Source organism: Halostella limicola (genome assembly GCF_003675875.1).
Taxonomy (GTDB): domain Archaea; phylum Halobacteriota; class Halobacteria; order Halobacteriales; family Natronoarchaeaceae; genus Halostella; species Halostella limicola.
The window spans coordinates 148,687-165,701 of record NZ_RCDI01000004.1 but is presented as its reverse complement, the minus strand read 5'-3'; the positions used below and the strand labels follow the sequence as shown (position 1 = coordinate 165,701).

The following is a 17,015-nucleotide window of genomic DNA, read 5'->3' as shown; positions in this document are numbered from 1 at the left end:
GACGTCGATAACGATCGTCGAAGCCCTGTGGCCGGAGACACTGATTGATGCCGCAGAGGAAATCGCGCTGGATAATCCAGACGAGTGTGAATTGAAGTCATGAGTGGTTCCTGGTGCACGACTCGAAGGGCTTGTCTTCCTCGTACTGATGTGGCGAAGCGATACATCGTATTCACTATTCAAGAAATTCCTCGGAATTACCGGTCTGCTTGCGCTACTGTACCCACGTGCATACGTTGACTACGCAGCTGAGATTACGTACACTGACGCCACCACCTGTAAGTGGAAATCGTGGGTATACTCCGGAACTCGCCTCATCGGGTTACTGTATGTGAGTATCGCCCTGGCTGAACTCAGAAAGCGTTGACTCTGTGTTGGTAGAATGCTTGGCTGAATATGATCAGCCCCCACCAGCTGGCTTACGAGTGAGGTATGATCTGTAGTATATGACATCAACTGGTGAATCGGAGACATCGATGCATCTATTATCGCGGCATCGGGTCACCATCGCGCTCCTCTGGACAGGACTCGCGCTCGCTGCACTAGTGATTACTCCGCTAATACTGCGGACGACGACGCCGATCTTCCAGATGTTCTGGTTGATCGTCCCGTTGATCAGTCTCGTTCGGCATCGTGAAATCGACCGGGTTGAATTCCGAACTCCTGACCGTGGGCAAGGAATTCGAGCGGCGATCGCTGCAGGTATCTCTTATGGGACTCTACTCATCCTCGCCGAACCGTGGAGCGGAGTCTACGACCGCTTGCTCGTCCTCGCGTTAGAAGGGCCGGATCCCACGTTCGCGTGGTTAGTTCGCCTTGATGGTGTGGGTGGATGGGCGGGTTTAGCTCTTTTCAGCGGCTTCGTAACCCTGTATAGCGAAGAGCTGTTCCTTCGTGGCTGGTTGCTACAGGCGTTGAACCGGCGGACGACACCGAGAGTAGCAGTCGCTGGTCAGGCAGTTGTATTTACTATCTTCCAATCCATTCCCATCTTCTTTTTCGAACCGCTTCAGGCTGGGCTGTATCTCTTTGTCTATGCCTTCGGGCTTGGCGTAATCGTCGGTGCAGGCGCCCAACGAACACAGAGTATCTGGCCGGGGTTAGCAGTCGTGACTGTCGCAAACCTCGTTCTCACTGCAATACTCGTCTGAAACCACGTGCGGAACTACCTGACCCGTCGGTGCGGAGGATGTCCCGACGCCAGTAGCTCCGCCGAACTTCGCCCTCGGTTGTATCGAACCTCGGAAGCTACACCCGATGTCCGACCGTACTCACTGACCGTCCGTCGTCCGTTCGGTGGAAGACTCGGCCTATGAATCGCCGAACGACTCGGCGAACGTCGTCTGTCGATCACTGGGACCCGAACGTCGCCGGGTGTGGAACGAGTCCCGGAGTTCCAACGTGAGTGAACCCAGTCCCAGTAGGAGTGCACCGAATACGAGAAATCCGCCCAAGACCGGGATCAAATCCAGAACTGCGAACCCGACGAGACCGGTCACGAGCGCCAACCACCGGTCATCCCGTCCGGCCCGCCGGAGAATCCACGCACCGATGGCGTACTGACCGTAGACGACTCCAACCCAGATTGCGAGCCCGAACGCAATTGCGCCGAGGACGGCGAGTGGAATGCCGATGATCGTGATGGCGACCAGCGCCAAGAGAATCGGTCCTCCGACGAGGGTCAGCAATCCAACGCCGCCGGTTTTCGCAGGCTCGTCGGACACACGCCCCGCGAGCCTCGCCGAGAAGGCCGGAAAGAGGGCGAGCAGAATCGCTCCGAGTAGAAGATTTGCGAGGAGGCTGTACCCCGTTGTTACCCAGTTGGGGAGGGTGAAGGTACCGACGTTGCCTCGGAGATCCGGATCCTCGACGACGCCGCCCGCGACTGTCGCGCCGGGATCTTGCGTGAACTCGGCGGCATCGTAGCGGAACTCGCCACCGATATCTGCGTTCGGTCCAAGCACGATTGTCTCAGCGCCGACACGGACGTCGCCGTCAATCTGGCCGTCTATGCGGACGTATCCCGCGCCAATCTCAACGTCGCCACCAATCGTGGCGGTCTCGGTCACTTGGACGTTTCCGCTGCCAGCGGTAACGTCGCCCCCAACCTTACCGTCGATACGGACGTCCCCGGCCGCGCCGGAGATCGATCCCCCGACGCGCCCACCCTCGGCGACGTGAATCGTCCCGGCGGCCCCGGAGACGTCTCCCGTGACGGTTCCACGAACTACGATGCTCCCCGCGAGTGCGTCGACGCTGGAGACTGTTTGCCCTTCTTCGACGACAATCGTTCCCGAGGCACCCCTAACGGACTGTGCCGCTGCGACGCCTGTCACCGTCGAAAGGAGGAGCACCGCGACGAGGGCGACTACAACGCCCCGGCGCTCCGCCGTCCCGAAAGAGAGTCGCACACCACTCATTACAACTCGATTACTTAAAAGAGGATGCGCTCAACGTGGTACACGACGTACCAGCCTCCACTCCAGATTCTGTCATCGAGGGAAATGGGGCGTCTCCCCCAGCAAAAACCAATATCACTGTTCAAACAATCCTAGGCCACCGACGAACAAACTTCCGTACTCATGGGACGTCTCTGACGAACTTACGGGTGCGTAGTCAGTACGGGTGCCTGCCGAACCTCGTGCAACCGTAAGCCGAGTAACATCCTCCTCGCCAGCAAATATTTTACTTGGAGACGCTCTTCGCTATTGGTTACGCATGAATATGTCTATCGCGGTCGAGGCTCGTCACGTTGACGAGGACGATAGCCAATTCCCGGCATACGGTCCGATAGAGGCAAGCCTCGGCTACCTCCTGTTCTACGTCCTCGTAGATCGCGTGACCCCGGCCGTCGTCACGGTGTTCAGCGACACGGTTCTCGATCTGTCACCCTCGTTCGTCCGATTCGGGCTCGCGACCGCGCTGTGGTTCATACTTCTGGTGACCGCAATCGACCAGACACGGCGTCCACTCGCGGCGCTCGGCGTCGGTACGTACGACGACTACCAATTACGCGTGTGGTCACGTGTAAACACGCCGTCGCTCCGAACAGCCGGTACCTCTTGGCCCTAATCGCCGGCACCGCAATCGCCGTGATAACGTTCAACCGTGCGGTCAAGGCCCTGCTGTCGCTGATCCCCGTTATCGCTACCGTCGACGTCGTCCCGGTCGACTTCATCGGGTTGTTCGTATTGGTCGTGTTCTTCGTCGCCTACAGCGTCACAGCTCACTCCCTCGACAGGCTGGTGATTGGCGGAATTCGAGCACTAATATCTGAGTGGTTTTGATAGCGACTCTCCGCCTATCGCTATCCACTCCCAGTCAGAGATAGATCCGACCCACTCAGATTGCTCCCGACTGCTCGATACCTATCCTCGACAGATCCGGTTGATGTCACGTGCCGAGAGCACACGGAGGACGTGCTCGCGGAGCTGATTAGTCGCAAGCGACCCAGTGATGTGGCCTTTATCGAGTACGGACAGCGACATCCCCGCGTAAGCCCGACGCTGTCGGTCATATTCGATGATACGGTCGTACCGGCCGAGAAGTGGGGCACAGTTAGCCGCTTCGACGGCCCTGAACTCCTCCTCAAAGTCGAGCACCTCACGGAGGTGGTCCGGCCGTATCTGGGCTGGCCCGGCGGTCATCTTCTGATAGACGGATGAAACGAACATCTCACCCAGTGCGGCTCCGGCGAAGATCGGGACGTAACGATCGACGGTGTCGAAGCAGGTCCGGTGGAGGTTGACGGCCCAGCCACCGAGGCTGATCCCCGATGCGAGAACCGAGCTACTGGATTGATCGCTCGCCTGTGTCGCGAGCACGTCGATGAGGGCGACCGAGGCGGAGAGCATCCCCACAAAGTTCTCGAGTTCGCCCATCGCCCGGGCGTAATCCATGTTCGACCCGTCGTGAAACGGTGCCCTGACGGCTACGACGTTGGCTGGGATCGCTTCATCGGTTGCGACGAATAACCGCCGAAACGAGTTCGAACTGAACCGCCCGAAGTCGAACGGTCGCTCGCCACTCCCGTGGTGATAGATGAGGGTTGGATAGTCTGGACCACGCCATTGCCAGGGCATGAACGCCGTCTCGAACGCCCCGATTGGTGTGTCGACGGGTACAGTCCGCTCACCAGCACTACTGAGATCCTCGACACTGGCCTCCGATTCACTCGCCACCTTAATGAGTGCTCGTGAGTCAAGCGCTCGGGTGAAGAACTTCGCATCACGAAGCAGGAGTGCACTGACCTGAATAGTCCCCACATCGATGAGTTCGTGGACGTTCGTCATCTGACTTGTGAGTCCGGTTCTGACATCTGCGTTCTCTACGTCGGCTCCAGTTCATGTCGGTTAATCATTTCTGGGCTGTTAATTCCGGTAATTGCCGCTCCCGATCTCGAGTTCGCCGTCTGTGAGGACCCAGCCCGACTGAGGACCACGGAGTTCGACCCGGGACCACTCGCGGTACTCGTTGCCGGTCCAGCCTCCGGAGAACCACTCGTTGCGACCGTCGAGCTGTGCGGAGACGTAGACGGTCGTCTCCTCGCTGGTCTCGTAGTCGGCGTACATCTGGCCATCGTACTCGAAACAGCGGTGTGTCGCCGAGTCCCCGGAGAAACAGTCGACCTCCGTCCGGTCGACTCCCGGGGCGAGCAGCGGTTCGTCGTCGAAGGGGTCGGCCGTCTCGATCGGGTCGTCGGCGACGAGCGTCACAGTGAACGTGAAGCTGCCGTCGTTCTGGACACCCATGTCCGGGTCGTCAGGATCGTACTGCTCGGCCGGGATCTGCTCGTACCAGCCCATCGTTTCGTTTTCGACCTCCCGGTAGTAGACGTTCGTCACCTCGATCCTGTCAGCGGTAATCGCCAGCATCCGTCCCCGTTCGGTCTCAACCAGTTCGTACGAGAAATTCACTGGCGCGGGGTCGCGGTCGTACCCTTGCACCGCCGGGGTGTACCTGTCGTACCGGACGTCCTCGACGAACCGCTCGCCGAGGAGGGAAGAGCCGTTTTCGGTCGGTACGGGGACGTAGAACGTCGCGTTCTCGAGAGTTTCGTCGGCAGCGATCGTCACTTCGTACTGGTAGGTGCTTTCGGTCGTCGCGGCCTGGCGCTGCTGGCCGAGCACCGACAGGCCACCGACGACGAGGCCGAACACGAGTATCACAGCAACCGCCCCGACAGCGACCGGTCGCCAGTCGACGCGCCCCTCGGCTGCTCGAGCGAGGTAGTGGTTGGTGAAGACCGCGACCCCGATACCAGCGATGATTCCGAAGGGAAGGCTCACTAGTAGTGACGGCCAAATCAGCGGATCCAGGACGGTGGTCAGCACGACAGCGACGACACCGAACGTGACCAATCCGGCGAGGAGACTGCCGAGGATCCACAGCCACGAACGAGGACGGACCTCACCTGAAAGTGACTCGCGGTCGTCAGCCCGCCGTCGGTCGGCTTCAAGAATTCCCCCGAGTCCGCCACCGATCCCCGCGACGACGATCTGTCCGATTGATGCGAGCAACGACAGGGCCGCCGCGAGCGCGAGCCCCTCCAAGGGGACGTTCGGCGACGCGAACGGCAGGTCGCCGAACCGAACGAACGTAATCGTGCCGGTGATGACGGTCGTGAGAGCGGCCATCAGGAGGCCGGCAACGCCTCCGGCGACCGCACCACGTTTCGCGCCGTCACGTTCGAGATATCCCGCGACACCGCCGCCGACCACCGGCGCGACCAGCAGCACGAGCGGGACGAACCCTAACACGCTCCCGACTACCGCCCCGATCACCCCATTACGAATCGTTCGTCGAGAGATCATGGTTTGCTGTCACATGATACGTCGTCGTCATATATGACTGATTTCCCATCACGAACGATCGCCTCGGACAATAGTGAGGTCAACCGGGTTCCAACGGTGACTCGGATTCCCACCGAGTCCGCCATGAGACGCTGAGGTTGATTCTAAGATATCGTATGACTACCCGTATCGTATGACTACCCGTTTCGAGAAACGATCCCGTTCTGGACGTCAACAAGACGAGTTCCTCTCCGATGAGAACCGCCAGTGTCAGCTAATACGTTTACAAGCGTGCTACCCTCGTTACATAGTGCTGCCGCTTGAGCAAGGCGAGCGAGGTCATCCGCCACAGCCGGATCCGGCTGGCTCCCGTCCTGCAGGACTGTCCCGTCAGGGGTGTATCCAGCACCAGTCACTTCCAGCGTCGTTCCAATCGGGAGTCGGAGCTGCCGAACGGTCAGTTCGTTCTCGGTCAGCGTGCCCGTCTTGTCCGTTGCAATCATCGTACAGTTTCCCAGTCCCTCAACAGCGACGAGTTGGCGAACGATGACGCCGGCCCGCCCCATCCGGTTGGTCGCGACGCCGAGCGCGACGGTCATGGTGACTGGTAGGCCTTCAGGAATCGCAGACACAGCGAGGGCTACAGCAAACAGGAATATCTCGTTGGCGCCGAAGCCACGGACAAAAATCCCCAACAGTGCAGTGACGAGCGCTGCAATAAGAACCACGACGGCAACGAGCCGAGTGAATCGCTCTATCCGAACCACCAGCGGTGGATTGCCTCCTTCGACGGCCGACACATCGCGAGCAAGACGTCCGATGACTGTTTCGGAGCCGGTCTCAACGACGAGACCACGTCCTCGACCTCGGGTGACGGTTGTGCCAGCGAAGGCCATGTTACGGCGATCTCCTAATGGGGCGTTTTCCTTACCCCACCAATCAGGATCTTTCAGGACCGGAGCGGATTCACCGGTCAACGCCGATTCGTCGACTTCAAGGTTTGTTCCCGACGTCAACCGGATATCCGCAGGGACTCAGTCGCCTGACTCCAGCAGAACCATATCGCCTGAGGCAGTATCTTCGCCATCGATATCAATCGTCTCACTGTCGCGAATGACTGTCCCTCTGGTCCGAAGCAGCTGCTGCAATGCACGACTGCTCCGTTCAGCCTGAAACTCCTGGGTCCCGCCAATTATCGCATTGATGACCAGAACGAGCGCGATAAACCCCGCATCCGTAGTTTCCCCGACAGCGATGGAGACGATCGCCGCCACACCGAGGATGTAAATGAGCGGGCTCCGAAACTGCCGAAGGAAGATGAGCCACGCCGGGTTGGCTCCTTCTGCGGGAGCCGATTCGGCCCATATTCCGCCCGCATGGCTGTGGCTTCCTCCGAGGAGAGCCCCGAGCTGGCACCCGCTAATCGGGAGTATACCGCCTCAAGGGGCTCCGTGTGCCATGAGGTATCCTCAGTAGCGGTGGCAGTCATATCCAATCCCCTGTGTATTGATAACACTGGACAATAGTATATGGGTTCGTATGCTCGACGACAAAATCGCAATCGTCACGGGTGGTTCGACAGGCATCGGGAAAGCGATCGCAGAAAAGTATCTCGAGTACGGTGCGGAGGTCGTAATCGCGAATCGCTCAGAAGAAGCTGGACGTGAGACGGCTGCGGAACTAGGCTGTGACTTCCAGCAGTGTGATATAGCTGATTACGATCAGGCCCAGCATCTCGTCGAGAGCACGATTGACGAGTACGACCGGTTGGATGCCATAGTGAACAATGCGGGGATCGGGCGGGTTGGCACGGTTGAAGATATGACGATCAAGGACTGGAACGACGTCATTCAGATCAATCTTACGGGAGTGATGTACGGCACCCGCGTTGCGCTTCCTTACCTCAAACAGACCGACGGCTGTATTATCAATGTGGCCTCTATTTACGGACTCGTCGGTGGACCGGGAGCAGCAGCGTACTCCGCCGCGAAAGGTGGCGTCGTGAACCTGACCCGGGAGATCGCCGTCGACTATGCGAGCGACGGGGTACGGGTCAACAGCATCTGTCCCGGTTTCGTCGAAACACCGATGACCGACGAATATCTCGATCAGGAACAGTTCTATGAGTTCGTCCACGGGCAAACACCGATGGGTCGTGTTGCCCAACCCGAGGAAATCGGCGGGATCGCGATGTTTCTCGCGTCCGACGAGGCTTCCTACATTACAGGGGCGAACATTCCAGTGGATGGTGGGTGGACAGCCCATTGAGAAGATATTCTGTGTAGAAGCCCCATTCCACAATCCATCAATCTCAGACAACGCTTCCGCGGCACATCGCTGAGTTCACCGACTCGATGTCCTATTTCTGTTGACCCGCCATCACTACTACCTCTACTCCGAGAACGTAGGGGAGATATCGCCGGCCGAACTCTGCTGTCACACGTTGCTAATTAACACGATACGTGCCACCGTACTGTTTCCTACTACTCAGCCATATCGACGTTGATGAGGACGACCTCCGAGAGCAAGCGGCGGAATACGGGCTCGAAGATGGAATCGACGCCTTGCTCCACTACCTCGACACGCGTGGTGAGGTCGACGACGATCGTCTTCCGGAATGGGACGAGTTCCAGGAACTGGCGGCTGATTACGAGGTGCCACTACCACAATGAGACCAACATTCGGACGGGAGTACATCGAGAACGAGTTCCAGCGAATCGGGGGTGGGCTGTCTGAATCACTCACAGTCTACCTCAGAGGAGAACAAAACCACCGAGGAGAACCACCGCTGACAGAAGAATCATCAGTATATCCAACCGGACCCCGGCATGAAGCATATGTTCTCGGTGGATAGTTCCGGTCCCGAATGCAATGGCGTTCGGGGGCGTCGCAACCGGTAGTGCGAACCCAAAACTTGCGGCGACGGCGCCAGCCACTGCCAGGAAGACAGCTGCGCCCTCGTCGGTCGTATTCAGGACGGTTGCATATCGTGGGCCGATGGTGATAAGTATCGGAGCGAAAATAGCGACCACGGCCGTGTTCGATGCGAGTTCGCTGAGAAACACGGTGACGCTTATGACCACGAGAATGAGCACAAGGACGGACACACCGGTTAGACCACCAAACGTGAGCTCTGCAAGCCACTGTGTCGCGTCAGTCGCTGCTAAGCCATCTGCCAGTGCGAGCCCACCTCCGAGGAGCACCAACGTCCCCCAATCGATTCGTAAGACGTCGTCCCACTCGAGAGCGTCAGCGGCCAGCAGCATCGGCACTGCTGCGAGTCCCACTAACACGTAATACAGCACGCCCTGGTGTGTGGCACCGATAATACTGCCGGCACCGCCGAAGATCGTGCTGTACCAAGCCGGTGGCAGGATATCTTCGAACAGGAAATCGAGCCCTCCGAGCACCCAAAGTCCGGCGGTCGCGCTTGTAATCCCAACTGTCCGCCGGCCAGCCGAATTCAGCGACCCCAGTTCGTCGAGTGCCCCTGCCGCATGGGACTGGGCTTGTTCTACGTCGACAGTTGCTGGCGGAAAAAGCCGGTACACGAGCAGGTACCAAGCGACCGGAAGACCGACCGCTACGAGTGGCAGCCCGATGGCCAGCCAGTCGAGGAAACTGATGTGATGGTCGAGCTGTGTTTGGAGCTGAGCGACGACAATGGCATTGGCGGGCGTCCCGATGAGCGTCCCAACGCCGCCGATGCTTGCCGCGTAGGCCGTGCCCAACAGCAGTGCGATTTCAATATTGGAGGTGGATGCTGGGCTTTCCGCCTGAGTTTCGGTCAATTCACGTGCAATCCCGAGCGCGATAGGAACCATCATCGCCGTCGTCGCGGAGTTCGAGACGATCATCGACAGGAGGGCAGTCGCCGCCATAACCGCGAACACGATCCCACGAGCGGAAGTTCCCAGCCCACCAATCAAATAATAGGCAATTCGACGGTCGATGCCGTGTTTCTTGAGCGCTTCGGCGAGCACGAAGCCGGCGAGTAACAGGAAGATGATCGGATCCGCGAACGCCTGGAGTGCGCCGGCCATCGTAGGGAAGACGCCGAAGAGCGTCAGCAGGATCGGCACGCAGAGGGCCGTCGCCGGAAGGGGTAGTCCCTCGGTCACCCAGAGGACGGCGGCGAACACCATCGTCGCAAGCGCGAACGTTCCGGCCTGTGATAACCCCGGCAGTGGGAGGAGAATGACGAGGCCCATAGCGATCAAGGCACTTACGAGAAAGAGCCGTGACCGCCCGGACACCATTGTCAGGCCACCCCGCTCAGGAAGGCCCCTGCCCCGTAGGCCACGCCGGCTGCGACGAGACCGATGCAAAGCATTTCAGTGCCGCTTCGATACCAGCTCCGTTGGGTGACGAACGTTCGACTTGCCCCCACAAGAAAGAAGACGACTGCAGTCGTCACCACCGAGAGTTCGAAGAATGGACGAACGGACGCAATATACGGAAGCAGTGGGGTCCATCCAGCGATGACGAACGAGACAAACGTCACGAGCGCAGTATAGACTGGTGCTTTCTCGATGTCAGTCGTCTCACCGATGGTGGCCTGATAGGCGATATCGGACTGTCGGCTCAGGTAATTGCTCATCCCCATCGAGAACCCATCCGCAAGCAGATTCGCTACTCCGAGGATGACCACGATACCCGGATCGAGTGCTGCACCAGCGACGCCGGCAACGACCGCGAACGTCGTGACGATCCCGTCGTTCGCCCCATAGATGATCTCTGCCAGATACGCCCCGGATGATTTGATATCGGAGTCGAGGAAACGGGTCAGCATACTGCATAAACACTCCGGCGAGCAAATAGTGGTGATGGGACCACAGAAGTGCTGCCAGCTGAATTGTGCTCCCGCATGTTATTCCTCTTCTATAGTACGACAATTGACGGCGTTGAAGTAGGAATCCCGATCGCGGACGTTCGCGATGCCTACCACTCCCTTCTCGAGTGGAAAACCAGCCACGACCCCGATGAAACTATCCTCGGTGTGCAAGTCGAAGGACTCGTCGACAGTGTATCCCGCATCCAGTGCTGCGTCCATGATCGCATCGTAGTCGACGTCGAGTGCTAGACCATATGCATGATAAAACGCCGCATTGGCGCTCGGTCCGAACGGGAGTCCCTGGCAGCCTGCGAGCCCGATACTAGCCGCGCCGGTGGTCGTCGCGCCGATGTTTCTCAAGAATCGTCGGCGTGAGGCCCTATCTATACGATTTCTGTCATCTCGTGTCATCGAGTCCTAGCCGAGGGTTTCGTCTGTCTGCTGTGCTCCCTGTCCAGAAAGAACTCCCCCGATAGCACCACCAATTGCCCCAACGAGTACGAGCAATACCGCGCTCGCGGCGAGGATCGCAACGATACTACTCATCATTCCGAGCCAAAATCCACGGGTCCAGGGTCCGAGGACGACCGCTGCGGGGAACGACGAAAGGTGGGTCCCAATATCTGGAGCAGTATCCCGAGGGCGGCGAGAAAAACACCCGTAAGTGCGCCTGCACCTACCCCGTCTCGTAGACCAGCGTGGTAGACATCTCCCGCAACAACGCCGCCAAGCAACGGTGCGACGAATGATACGAATGGCAGGAAGCCGGCGACGATCGAGACGACCGCACCGAGAATTGCGCTACTGGCTGCTCATTGCAATTCCATATCGGATGATTAACCGCTATCCATAATAAATTATATTGCGATTTAATATATAACATAAGTATTATTAGCAGGATAATTCGAGTTCGATCCCACCCATCAGTCCTGCTGCAGCGTTATAGATGAGTGCCGTGATTGCTCCGCCGATTACACCATATAGAGCACCACCAATGGTCGCAATAAGGAGATCTGGCAGTCCAGGCCGGCCACCCATCGGTCCGCCGATAACAATCCAGCTGAGTGCAAGTATGATCCCCCAGAGCAATCCAATGACACCGAGGATCTTTGCTAATGATACGACTCCGATGGAATCTACAATGTATGCTGTCATGAGTCTCGATGTGTAACTAACTAAATGCGTCGTATTGGGATTTGTGGCGATACTTCATCTAGTCAAAAATCGGCGCCGAGAACCACTATTGCGGTACGAACCACTACTGGCCTGAGAACAACAACAGCCGGCCTGTCACGAACACGACGTACAACCCCAACAAATAGGCCCCCTCCCGTCGGGTGAGTTCACCGTCACGCCAGTACAGCGTCCAGATGAGGAGGCCGGCGCCCACGATTAGCTTGAATGGAAGGTCCCAGAGGATGACGGCGGGCGGCACGTAGTAGGTCGATACTGCACCACCCAGCCCAATGCCGACGAGGGGGTTGACAATATTGCTCCCAATGAGGGTCCCAAGCGCGAGATTCGGTGCCCGACGGCGAATCGAGTCGATCACGGCGGTCAGTTCTGGGAGCGCAGCGGCCACACCGATAGTCATGACGCCGATCGTCGACCCGCCGAGAGCCAGCGTATTCACGATCAATTCCACGACTGACAGCATGATTGACGCAGAAAGAAGAACGAGGATGAGCAGACCTGTGGCAACGAGGATATCCCAGCGGGGATTCAGACTCGGTCGTTCCCTGAGCGTCGGGAGTTGCTCTCGACGAGACACTCGGATGCCAACGTACCCCAGGTACAGCACGAAGAGGACCACACCGTCCAGCCGGCTGATCGACCCGTCCCAAGCCACGAGAATCGTCACGGCGAACGCGCCCAGCATCGGGACGTAGCTCTCGCGGATGAACGTTCGCGTAAGCTGTATACTCCCGTACCCAATGAGGAGGACGCCGACGAGCAGAAACTGCTGGACGGTCGAGGAACCGGTGTTCCCGCCGATGACGACGGCGGAGGTGACTTGGTAGTCGAGGGTTCCAGAGAGAATCCCCAGCGACGCGATCAGGTGTGAGCTCAGTTCGGGCAAGCCCGTTCCCACCGCGAGGACGGTCATCCCCATCAGAACCTCGTCAATATCATAGTACTCGGCGAGTGCCAACAGCCGATCGATCGCCCGACTCGCGGCTGTGACCAAGGCGTACAGGGCAACTGCACCGATGGAGATCTGGGTCAGTAGCTCACCTGAAACCTGCATATCAACCTTCGGATAGCCACGTGTCACTCCAGTTTTGTTCGAAGTCAGGATCAAACGGCTCCGCGGTCCAAACCGGACACTGCTCGCACTCCCAGATCCGGCAGACTGCCCCGTTCCGGGTGACGACCCCCACGGACGCCCATACGTGCGTTTCGCATATTTCTTCACCGGACATTTGTGACTCGGAGGATGACTGTTAACGGCAAAAGTCTATGAGGTTCGTCGAACGGAGCATCGGTACTGAGTAGATTCGAATAGAACTGATGAGACGGAAGGCTATCCATGATAAAAAATAGGTGATTATCGGTCTCAGTTCCTACTGAGAACACACCGCAGGCGACGCAGCGTCAGGCAACTGATTCGGAAGAGAGTGCATTCAGCACTCGGTCGAACTGCTTGCTCACGTCCCAGGGAATCTCGGTAAGGGTGAGATATCAACTCCCGATAATATTGTCCCGGGATCGACAATGATTACGACGGTTTCGACATCGTCGATTCATACACAACAATGTTGCACGCTAGAAGCACCAGCGTTGGGAGGGAAGCAAGAACGTACGGGAGAGAAAGCGAGACCCGATGGGAGGTACGAGTCCACCCTCCGTCCGTCGTCAGAGTGCCACCTCGTTCGTATTAGTCGAGTGTGCGGAGGTACCTGATGGCGAAGACCGCTGGGCGGGAGGACAGTACCAAGGATCAGCGGCAATGTCAGCGACACAACGTTATCCAGCACGTCGCTGAGGGTGATGGCTAGAAGGATCGGCGCCAACAGCGCCGCCAGCACTACCAGAGCGCCGGCAAAAACATACCTCCAGGGCCGCCTTCGCTGTAGTCATACGGCGGTGATCGCCGTGTACGGGACCTCTACTCCGAGGTCAAGCACATACGTGTGGTCTCTTCCTGACCGAACTCCTCGAGGATTAGCGGTCGGATCTCGCCTAGGATGCCGAATACTGTTCGGTGGTGTCACGGAAGCCGTCGCATTTCGGTCACCGGTTCGCGTGACTCTTATCCGATTAAGCTAATGTCTGTCGAGAGCGTATCGCGACAACGCCATCGCAGCATTACCTTCTGATTAGCCACGGTCAGATGACGATTATCAAGACTGGGACGTCGACGGTTCTGAGTACGCGATCCGCGACGCTTCCGAGTACCTGCCCGGCAAGGTCGGACGTACCCTCTGAGGCCATGACGATGAGGTCTATATTGTTCTCCTCGACGTACTCTCGGATCGCCACATGTGGCGTGTCGCGTATGACAGCGGTCTCAATGACGACGCCGGAGTCCGCAGACCGGATGCGCTCTGCAGCCGCATCGACATCCTCCTGTCCATCGGCCTCCAACCGTTCGATGTACTCCCGGTCAACTCCGCCAGCGTCGAATAGACCCGCCTCCGCCGCGACATCCACCGCGGTGAGAACGTGAATCGTTGCACTGTGTTGTCCGGCGATTTCCGTCCCTACGGGTACCGCCTGTACCGCGTTGTCACTACCGTCCGTCGGTAGGAGGACGCGTTCCACCGCCGATCCGGAGGCGCCTTCGGCGGCTGGAACGGTGAGCACCGGCCGATCTGTACGTCGAAGTACACGTTCAGTGACGCCGCCGAGCAGCCTCTCCGCCAACTTCGACCGCCCGCGACGCCCCATTACAACTATGTCAACATCGTTCTCCCTCACATATTCGGTGATTCGACGGTGGGGGACTCCTTCTTCTAGATGGGTATCAACGTCGTAGCCGATTTCGATAGCGAGATCTCCCACCTCGTCCAAGTACTCCTCACCTGCTTCTCTCCGACGTTTGCTCAGTCCCTTGGGTTCGCGCGCAACCCTTCGACCCCGCTCAATGACGTGTAACACGTCGACGCTAGCCCCGTGGACCTTGGCGAGTTCGATCCCGTACTTCGCCGCGCGAAGTGCGCAGTCGCTCCCATCCACACAGACGAGAATTCGGTCAAGGCCAGTCATAGGTGAGAGATTCATCCGCAGGAGGTTAAGTCCATGTTCAGGATTCCATCCCGAGTTCGTGGGCGCAGGCATCGTTGTATAGCGCTGATCCAGCGTTAGCATGTGTTTGATCCCATCACCGCTATTTTGATGTTGTCACAGAGGCTACAGTATAGAGATGTGCAAACCATCAAAAGCGGACATTCTCATCGACGCCCCCCTCGAAACGGTCTTCAAGTACGTGGGTGCCCCTGAAAACCACTCCACGATGAATCCGAGCATCATCGATGTCACTGGTGTCGAAGAGCTCCCGAACGGCGGTCACGAGGCGGAGTTCACATTCCAGATGCTCGGCAGAAACCTTCACGGGCACGAGACATCAACTTCGTCCCGCCGAATCGACGCGTCTTCGAAGTCGAGGACGATGTCGACGCTCGCACAACGTATGAACTGTCGAGCGAGGACGAGCAAACACGATATGCCTTTACAAACGAAATCGAACCACCTGGATTTGGCCTTCTTGGGCGACTGACGGGCTCGCTTCTGCGACGCTACCTCGAACGGAATGCGAACGCGACGCGGGAAAACACTAAACTGATTCTCGAAGCCGAGGATCTCGACGACTGAACGTCCTGACGTTGATGAAACCGCCGCAGTCGGTCCGAACTGATCTGCTGAGCCACCCGGAAGACCCGATGGACTACCATCGCAAGTATCTCTGTCCGTTGCCGAATGCACCTCTATATCCAGCAGTTCATTCCTCTCAGCAATAGGGACATCCGCACTATTCATGCGAAACGGCTAGGCTTCGTTCCAAATTGTGAGCGACGCATTTGATGACGAGTTCGCGGAACTACTTCCACCACCGGCGTGACCGTACGAACGCTCCGAACTGCTGGTTGATCGCCGCGTTGACTGTCTCGTTCATGTTTCGGCAACGGTAGCGGTTGAAATGACGGCTGTGGAACAAGCCGACGCCCCATCAACCAGGTAACAGTTTTCCATATCCTACGCGCTTCACTTGCCACTAATAACAAACTAAGTCGACTACTCGACCTCAGACATACCGAAAAGCCCGCGATCAACGACAATGGATTGCAGATCGGGATCATTGCAGACGCTGGGGAAGCGACGGTTTCTCTCGATCCCGAGTCTGAGATCACCGATGAAATCTGCACGTTCCCTGGTGAGATCGAAGTCGAGGGTTCGTACGCGATCGCTTGTCAGAAACGCTACCGGGACTTCTCAAACGACCTTTAGCTCCCGAACCGCATCGAACGGATCTGTTCTATTCATTAAACTTAGAACTCATGTGAGGCCCGACATCATACGCTTCCATGTGCTCCTCGACGAACCAGTGGATGATGTGACCCTCGGCACGATGGAGTACGTCGCTACATGTTGCGTTCGCGACGCCGAGCGTCTCGGCCACATCACCTAACGTCGATTCCCGTGGTGCGCGGTAGTAACCGGCTTTGACGGCGGCCATCAGTACTTCTTGCTGGCGGTTAGTCAACAATTGGTCAGCCTGGCTCGCATCGATCTCACGAACGTACTCGATAGAAAATCCGATGCCCAAATCGTCGAGGTGGTCGCGGAGGCTCGAGAGGCGACTCGTCGATGTCGTCACCTCCCACGTGGCCTCCCCATCCTGAATGTCGAAGGGCATCTTGAGCGGCACACCGGCCCGCCAGACCGGGAGAAGCGGGAGCGGATTCGCCGTCTGTATCTGGAGGAGCGCTTCGTCGTCGTGTTTCCAAAGCAGTTCAAGGTCCTCGACGTCATCACGAACTTGAATGTCGGTGATGATAGGCAGCGGGTCGGTCGCAATGAGTCGAACGAGTCCAATACCGGTTCCTTCACCTGGGATACTCGTGACGACCTGAAACACTACCTCCGGATGAGCGATTGAGAGGTCACCAATCCAGGTGTGATCTGGAAGATCTATCGCGAGTTTCGCGTGTGGCATCGTCGGTAGGTAACTCTAACCGACCACTTATAGTAGCGGCAATTGCGAATATATTAGGGTACTTCTCGATGATTCGTACTGATCACTAACCGGCCGAGGAGTATACAGACACGTAATGTCGATACACCACGAATACGTGGCAATAGGACCGGACTTTCAGTTTCCCGTCGTCCGGACTTCTGTTGACGGAAAACTGTCTCGCGTCACGCGTGGGGTGGCAACTGCTGCGTCT

Annotated in this window: 18 protein-coding genes and 3 pseudogenes; 6 read left to right on the top strand and 15 right to left on the bottom strand. The window is 57.9% G+C overall.

Features of this window, described 5'->3' with window-relative positions; genetic code table 11:
- Positions 1 to 446: 446 nt before the first annotated feature.
- Positions 447 to 1,151 (top strand): CPBP family intramembrane glutamic endopeptidase, encoded by a 705-nt coding sequence (locus D8670_RS17755; protein ID WP_121819459.1) that lies wholly within the window; start codon positions 447 to 449, stop codon positions 1,149 to 1,151.
- A 159-nt stretch (positions 1,152 to 1,310) separates the two neighbouring features.
- Here the strand turns inward: D8670_RS17755 and D8670_RS17750 are convergent, their stop codons facing one another.
- Positions 1,311 to 2,420, bottom strand: a complete 1,110-nt coding sequence (locus D8670_RS17750; RefSeq protein ID WP_121819458.1) for a bactofilin family protein — start codon at positions 2,418 to 2,420, stop codon at positions 1,311 to 1,313.
- Positions 2,421 to 2,718: 298 nt separating this feature from the next.
- Here D8670_RS17750 and D8670_RS17745 point away from each other — a divergent pair, with 298 nt between their 5' ends.
- Positions 2,719 to 3,072 (top strand): hypothetical protein, encoded by a 354-nt coding sequence (locus tag D8670_RS17745; RefSeq protein WP_121819457.1) that lies wholly within the window; start codon positions 2,719 to 2,721, stop codon positions 3,070 to 3,072.
- 20 nt (positions 3,073 to 3,092) lie between these two features.
- Positions 3,093 to 3,287, top strand: a complete 195-nt coding sequence (locus tag D8670_RS17740) for a hypothetical protein (protein WP_162994349.1) — start codon at positions 3,093 to 3,095, stop codon at positions 3,285 to 3,287.
- Between the two features lie 81 nt (positions 3,288 to 3,368).
- Here D8670_RS17740 and D8670_RS17735 read toward each other — a convergent pair whose 3' ends face one another.
- The 5 genes and pseudogenes from D8670_RS17735 to D8670_RS21865 all read right to left on the bottom strand — a co-directional run.
- Entirely contained in the window at positions 3,369 to 4,292 is a 924-nt protein-coding gene (locus D8670_RS17735) for a hypothetical protein (protein WP_121819455.1), read from the bottom strand.
- A 78-nt stretch (positions 4,293 to 4,370) separates the two neighbouring features.
- Positions 4,371 to 5,783 (bottom strand): DUF8147 domain-containing protein, encoded by a 1,413-nt coding sequence (locus tag D8670_RS17730; RefSeq protein ID WP_121819454.1) that lies wholly within the window; start codon positions 5,781 to 5,783, stop codon positions 4,371 to 4,373.
- Between the two features lie 206 nt (positions 5,784 to 5,989).
- Positions 5,990 to 6,769: an HAD-IC family P-type ATPase gene (locus D8670_RS21380; RefSeq protein ID WP_233752266.1), complete on the bottom strand. Its 780-nt coding sequence runs from the start codon at positions 6,767 to 6,769 to the stop codon at positions 5,990 to 5,992.
- Positions 6,770 to 6,826: 57 nt separating this feature from the next.
- A complete protein-coding gene (locus tag D8670_RS21375; protein ID WP_205254121.1) occupies positions 6,827 to 7,066 on the bottom strand; it encodes a hypothetical protein in 240 nt (79 codons plus the stop codon).
- Positions 7,067 to 7,108: 42 nt separating this feature from the next.
- Positions 7,109 to 7,281: pseudogene (locus tag D8670_RS21865) on the bottom strand (cation-transporting P-type ATPase); the annotation flags it as partial.
- Between the two features lie 50 nt (positions 7,282 to 7,331).
- Here D8670_RS21865 and D8670_RS17720 point away from each other — a divergent pair.
- Complete coding sequence (locus tag D8670_RS17720; protein ID WP_121819453.1) at positions 7,332 to 8,060, top strand: meso-2,3-butanediol dehydrogenase; 729 nt, start codon at positions 7,332 to 7,334, stop codon at positions 8,058 to 8,060.
- An 85-nt stretch (positions 8,061 to 8,145) separates the two neighbouring features.
- A pseudogene (locus D8670_RS17715) lies at positions 8,146 to 8,464 on the top strand (transcriptional regulator TrmB); the annotation flags it as partial.
- Positions 8,465 to 8,545: 81 nt separating this feature from the next.
- Here the strand turns inward: D8670_RS17715 and D8670_RS17710 are convergent.
- From D8670_RS17710 to D8670_RS17690, 7 genes are all read right to left on the bottom strand, one after another.
- Entirely contained in the window at positions 8,546 to 10,051 is a 1,506-nt protein-coding gene (locus D8670_RS17710; RefSeq protein WP_121819452.1) for an SLC13 family permease, read from the bottom strand.
- Positions 10,052 to 10,053: 2 nt separating this feature from the next.
- Positions 10,054 to 10,584 (bottom strand): VIT1/CCC1 transporter family protein, encoded by a 531-nt coding sequence (locus D8670_RS17705; protein ID WP_121819451.1) that lies wholly within the window; start codon positions 10,582 to 10,584, stop codon positions 10,054 to 10,056.
- A gap of 78 nt (positions 10,585 to 10,662) precedes the next feature.
- Positions 10,663 to 10,986, bottom strand: coding sequence for a hypothetical protein (locus D8670_RS17700; RefSeq protein WP_121819450.1), 324 nt, complete (start codon positions 10,984 to 10,986; stop codon positions 10,663 to 10,665).
- A gap of 185 nt (positions 10,987 to 11,171) precedes the next feature.
- Positions 11,172 to 11,423, bottom strand: a complete 252-nt coding sequence (locus D8670_RS21860; protein WP_162994373.1) for a DUF5518 domain-containing protein — start codon at positions 11,421 to 11,423, stop codon at positions 11,172 to 11,174.
- Positions 11,424 to 11,517: 94 nt separating this feature from the next.
- Complete coding sequence (locus D8670_RS21140; RefSeq protein WP_162994348.1) at positions 11,518 to 11,781, bottom strand: hypothetical protein; 264 nt, start codon at positions 11,779 to 11,781, stop codon at positions 11,518 to 11,520.
- Between the two features lie 103 nt (positions 11,782 to 11,884).
- Positions 11,885 to 12,901: a sodium:calcium antiporter gene (locus D8670_RS17695; RefSeq protein ID WP_205596933.1), complete on the bottom strand. Its 1,017-nt coding sequence runs from the start codon at positions 12,899 to 12,901 to the stop codon at positions 11,885 to 11,887.
- Positions 12,902 to 13,956: 1,055 nt separating this feature from the next.
- Positions 13,957 to 14,835, bottom strand: a complete 879-nt coding sequence (locus D8670_RS17690; RefSeq protein ID WP_162994347.1) for a universal stress protein — start codon at positions 14,833 to 14,835, stop codon at positions 13,957 to 13,959.
- A gap of 157 nt (positions 14,836 to 14,992) precedes the next feature.
- Between D8670_RS17690 and D8670_RS17685 the strand changes: the two genes are divergently transcribed.
- Positions 14,993 to 15,346 carry an SRPBCC family protein gene (locus D8670_RS17685; protein ID WP_121819448.1) on the top strand — a complete coding sequence of 118 codons (354 nt, stop codon included), beginning with the start codon at positions 14,993 to 14,995 and terminating at the stop codon, positions 15,344 to 15,346.
- 321 nt (positions 15,347 to 15,667) lie between these two features.
- On the opposite strand, the pseudogene D8670_RS21855 reads toward D8670_RS17685, so the two are convergent.
- Both D8670_RS21855 and D8670_RS17680 read right to left on the bottom strand, forming a co-directional pair.
- Positions 15,668 to 15,757 (bottom strand): annotated as a pseudogene (locus D8670_RS21855) (IS5/IS1182 family transposase); the annotation flags it as partial.
- 345 nt (positions 15,758 to 16,102) lie between these two features.
- Positions 16,103 to 16,783 carry a helix-turn-helix domain-containing protein gene (locus D8670_RS17680; protein WP_121819447.1) on the bottom strand — a complete coding sequence of 227 codons (681 nt, stop codon included), beginning with the start codon at positions 16,781 to 16,783 and terminating at the stop codon, positions 16,103 to 16,105.
- Positions 16,784 to 17,015: the final 232 nt, after the last annotated feature.